This window comes from Candidatus Cloacimonadota bacterium, assembly GCA_012516855.1.
In the GTDB taxonomy this organism is placed as follows: Bacteria; Cloacimonadota; Cloacimonadia; order Cloacimonadales; family Cloacimonadaceae; genus Syntrophosphaera.
This window is the reverse complement of sequence record JAAYWB010000001.1, coordinates 1-3463: the sequence shown is the minus strand read 5'-3', so window position 1 is coordinate 3463 and position 3463 is coordinate 1. Positions and strand designations below refer to the sequence as shown.

Genomic DNA, 3463 nt, shown 5'->3' with positions numbered 1-3463 from the left:
GTGAAAATCATCACCAAGTTCAAGGCCGGGGTTTTCCGCCATCTGCTCACCCTGCCTGTGGAATGGTTCAGCCGCCAGCAAGTGGGGGAACTTATCGCGAGGGTGGAATCGGACGCGGAGCGCGTGAAAGCGCTGTTTTCAGAGCTTTCCATCCGTATTATCGGCAACCTGCTCTTTTTCCTTGGCGTCTTTGTGGTGATGTTCCTGCGCGACTGGAAAGTGGCAAGTTGTATTCTGCCGATGATGGCCGTGGCGATCGTGGGCTACTATTTCCTCATCAAATACCTTTCCAGATTCTACCGCCTGATCAGGGAAAAGAACGCTCTGGTGACAGCCAAGATCACGGATTACGTGCAGGGCATGCCCATCATCCAGGCGCTGAACCAGCAGAAAAAGGTTTTCGAGGACCTCAAGGCCGCCTCCACCGACAAATACAGGCTGGAAACCCGTACCTCCTTCACCGAATACGGATCCCAGAGCCTTTTCATGCTTATCTTCGAGGTATTGCTGCTGGTGGTTATCATCAAGCTCACCGCGCCGCGGATCATCGCCGGGACGGTGACTCTGGGCACCCTGATCGTGTTTGTGGACTACTTCTTCCGGATGATCTGGCCGCTGATGCAGATTTCCGAGAATGTGATGCAGATCCAGCGGGCTTTTGTGAGCTTGAAACGCATTCTGGAACTAACCAGCCTGCAATCCGAGGAAGAGCTTTTCACAGGAACCAAGCTGCCCTCCTTCGAATCCGAGATCCGCTTCGAAAACGTCTGGTTCGCCTATAAGAACGAGGACTGGGTGCTCAAGGACGTTTCCTTCACCATTCCCAAAGGGCAGAAAATAGCCTTGGTGGGCGCTTCCGGCAGCGGCAAGACCACCACTGTGAGCCTGCTCTGCGGCTTTTATCCCGTGAACAAAGGCCGCATCCTCATCGACGGCGTGCCCCTGAGCGAAATAGAATTCCGGGCCTGGCGCCGCAAAATCGGGTTGATCCTGCAGGACATCTTCCTCTTCCCCGGCAGTATTCTGGAAAATGTGCGTGTTTACAATGACGCGGTGCCGGAAGCCAAAGTGCGCGAAGCCATTAACATCGTGCAGCTGGACGAATTCATCCGCGGGCAGAACCTCGGCCTGGATTCCGAGCTGGCGGAACGCGGGCAAAACGTTTCCCAAGGAGAAAAACAGCTTATCAGCTTTGCCCGGGCCCTGGCTTTCGAGGCGGAACTGATCATCATGGACGAGGCCACCGCCTCCATTGACCCCCATACCGAAGCCAAGATCCAGCACAGCATGGAAACCGTTTTGTCGAATAAAACCGCCGTGGTGGTGGCCCATCGCCTCACCTCGGTTCTGGACGCTGACGAAATCCTCTTCTTCGACGGAGGCGAGATCATCCACCGCGGCAAGCATCAACAACTGATGCAAAGCTCGAAGGAATACCGCAAGCTGGTGGAACTGCAGTTGATAGGGACGGGGGCCGCGGGTGAATAAGCACGTTCGCTGGATCGTGAACAAGTGGATGACGCAGAAGTGGTTTCTGCTCATCATGCTGCTTTTCACGCTGGGCAGCTCCGCGGTTGCCATTGCCCATCCGATCGTGTTTGGCAGGCTGATCGACCTGCTGAAGGGCATCCTGGCCTCGCCGGACAAATATCCGGAGCCCATGGCGGAGGTGAACCGCATCATCTGGATCATGCTGGGGTTGGGCGCGGCGCAGCTTGTGACCGGCTTTTACCCCGCTGTCCGCGGCTGGGTGAACATCCGCTTCGAAAACATGCTGCGCATGTTCTATTTCAAGTTCATCCTCGGCAAGGACTTCCGCTTCTTCCAGAAATTCCGCACCGGGGACGTGGTTACGCGGCTTACTGACGACCTTACCGATTACTCCAAGATAAGCTGGTTCATGTGTTCCGGCATCTTCCGGGCGGTTAATTCCTTTTCTCTCATCATGTTCACTCTGGCGGTGATGTTCAGCATCAGCCCCAAGCTAACCCTGCTTTCGATAGCGCCGCTGCCGCTGATGATGGTGGTCTTCTATTTCACCTCGGACAAGCTCTACCGCAATTTCGAGCTGAACCAGCAGGCCATCAGCGAGATCAACAGCCAGTTGGAGATGAGCTTTTCCGGCATCCGCATCGTAAAAGCCTTTGTGAGCGAGGAAAAATACAACCGCTTCTTCGACCTCGCCCTCGCCCGGCGCTTCAAAACCGAGATGGGCGTGGTGAAGCTCAATGCTGTGCTGCACCTCATCTATGAATACATCGACTACTTTGCCCAGATCGGCGTCATCATCTTCGGCGGCTACATGGCCGTGAAAGGCAGGATCAGCGTTGGCGCCTTCTACATGTTCTACACCTACCTGAGCATGATGATCTATCCGCTGCTCGATTTGCCGCAGCTCTTCGTATCGGGTAAACAGGCCTTCGTGAACATCGACCGCCTGGAGGAAATGAAGGACTTTCCCAGCTTCAACTCAGACTGGACGGGCACCGCTAAGCCTGATGAGATCAAGGAACTGCGCTTCGACAAGGTCACCTGCACCTATCCGGGAAAAAACGAGCCCGCCATCAAGGACTGCAGCTTTGACCTGAAAGACGGCGAACGCCTGCTGATCCTGGGCTCCACAGGCGCCGGCAAGACCACCGTGGCCAATCTGCTGCTGGGCCTGCTGCGTCCCGATTCCGGAACCATCACCGTGAACGGCGTCCCCATCGAAGACATCGACCTCACGGCTCTGCGAAACCTGATCGCCTACGTGCCTCAGGATCCGCTGCTCTTTACCGGAACCGTGAAGGAAAACGTGCTCTTTGCTGTGGACGGCGCTTCCGAAGAGGAATACCGCACCGCCGTGAAAGCGGCACAATTGGAAGAGGAGATCGCGGAATTCCCGGAGCGGGATGAAACCCGCGTGGGAAGCCGCGGACTGGGCGTTTCCGGAGGACAGAAACAGCGCATCACCATCGCCCGCGCGCTCATCAAAAGGCCACAACTGCTTATTTTAGATGATATCACGGCTTCGCTAGACGCCGAGAACGAGGAAAAACTCTGGCAGGATATCGACCGACACTATCCCGGCATCTCCGCCATCGTGATCTCGCACCGGCTTTCCACCTTGCATTACGTTGACCGTGTGCTATTCATCGACGACCTGGGCCACGCGCACCAAGGCACCCACGACGAACTGGTATTCAACAACAAGGAATACCACGACTTCCTGCACGAACACCTGAAGTAAGCTTTGCCCCTTAACTCCCGAGCAGTAATGATTTCAGGGGCTACAAACTTGGCCTCCGCCATGGCCTGCCAGCCACACCCTTAGCGCCTGTGTCCATCCCCCTCTTACGCCTCTCGTAAGATACTCGCATCAAGTGCGGGCATTATGCGGGAGGCGAGTCCGGAACACGGGTTAGGGCCTTAACGGCCAGACAACACATCTACACTCGTTTGAGATGATGTCAAAGGCTGG

General features: G+C 55.9%; 2 protein-coding genes. Both read left to right on the top strand.

Annotated elements, in window-relative coordinates:
- Positions 1 to 1488 (top strand): ABC transporter ATP-binding protein (locus GX466_00010; GenBank protein NLH92602.1); only part of this gene is annotated, 1488 nt, incomplete at its 5' end.
- Complete coding sequence (locus GX466_00005) at positions 1481 to 3232, top strand: ABC transporter ATP-binding protein (protein NLH92601.1); 1752 nt, start codon at positions 1481 to 1483, stop codon at positions 3230 to 3232. The genes GX466_00010 and GX466_00005, both read left to right, overlap by 8 nt.
- Positions 3233 to 3463: the final 231 nt, after the last annotated feature.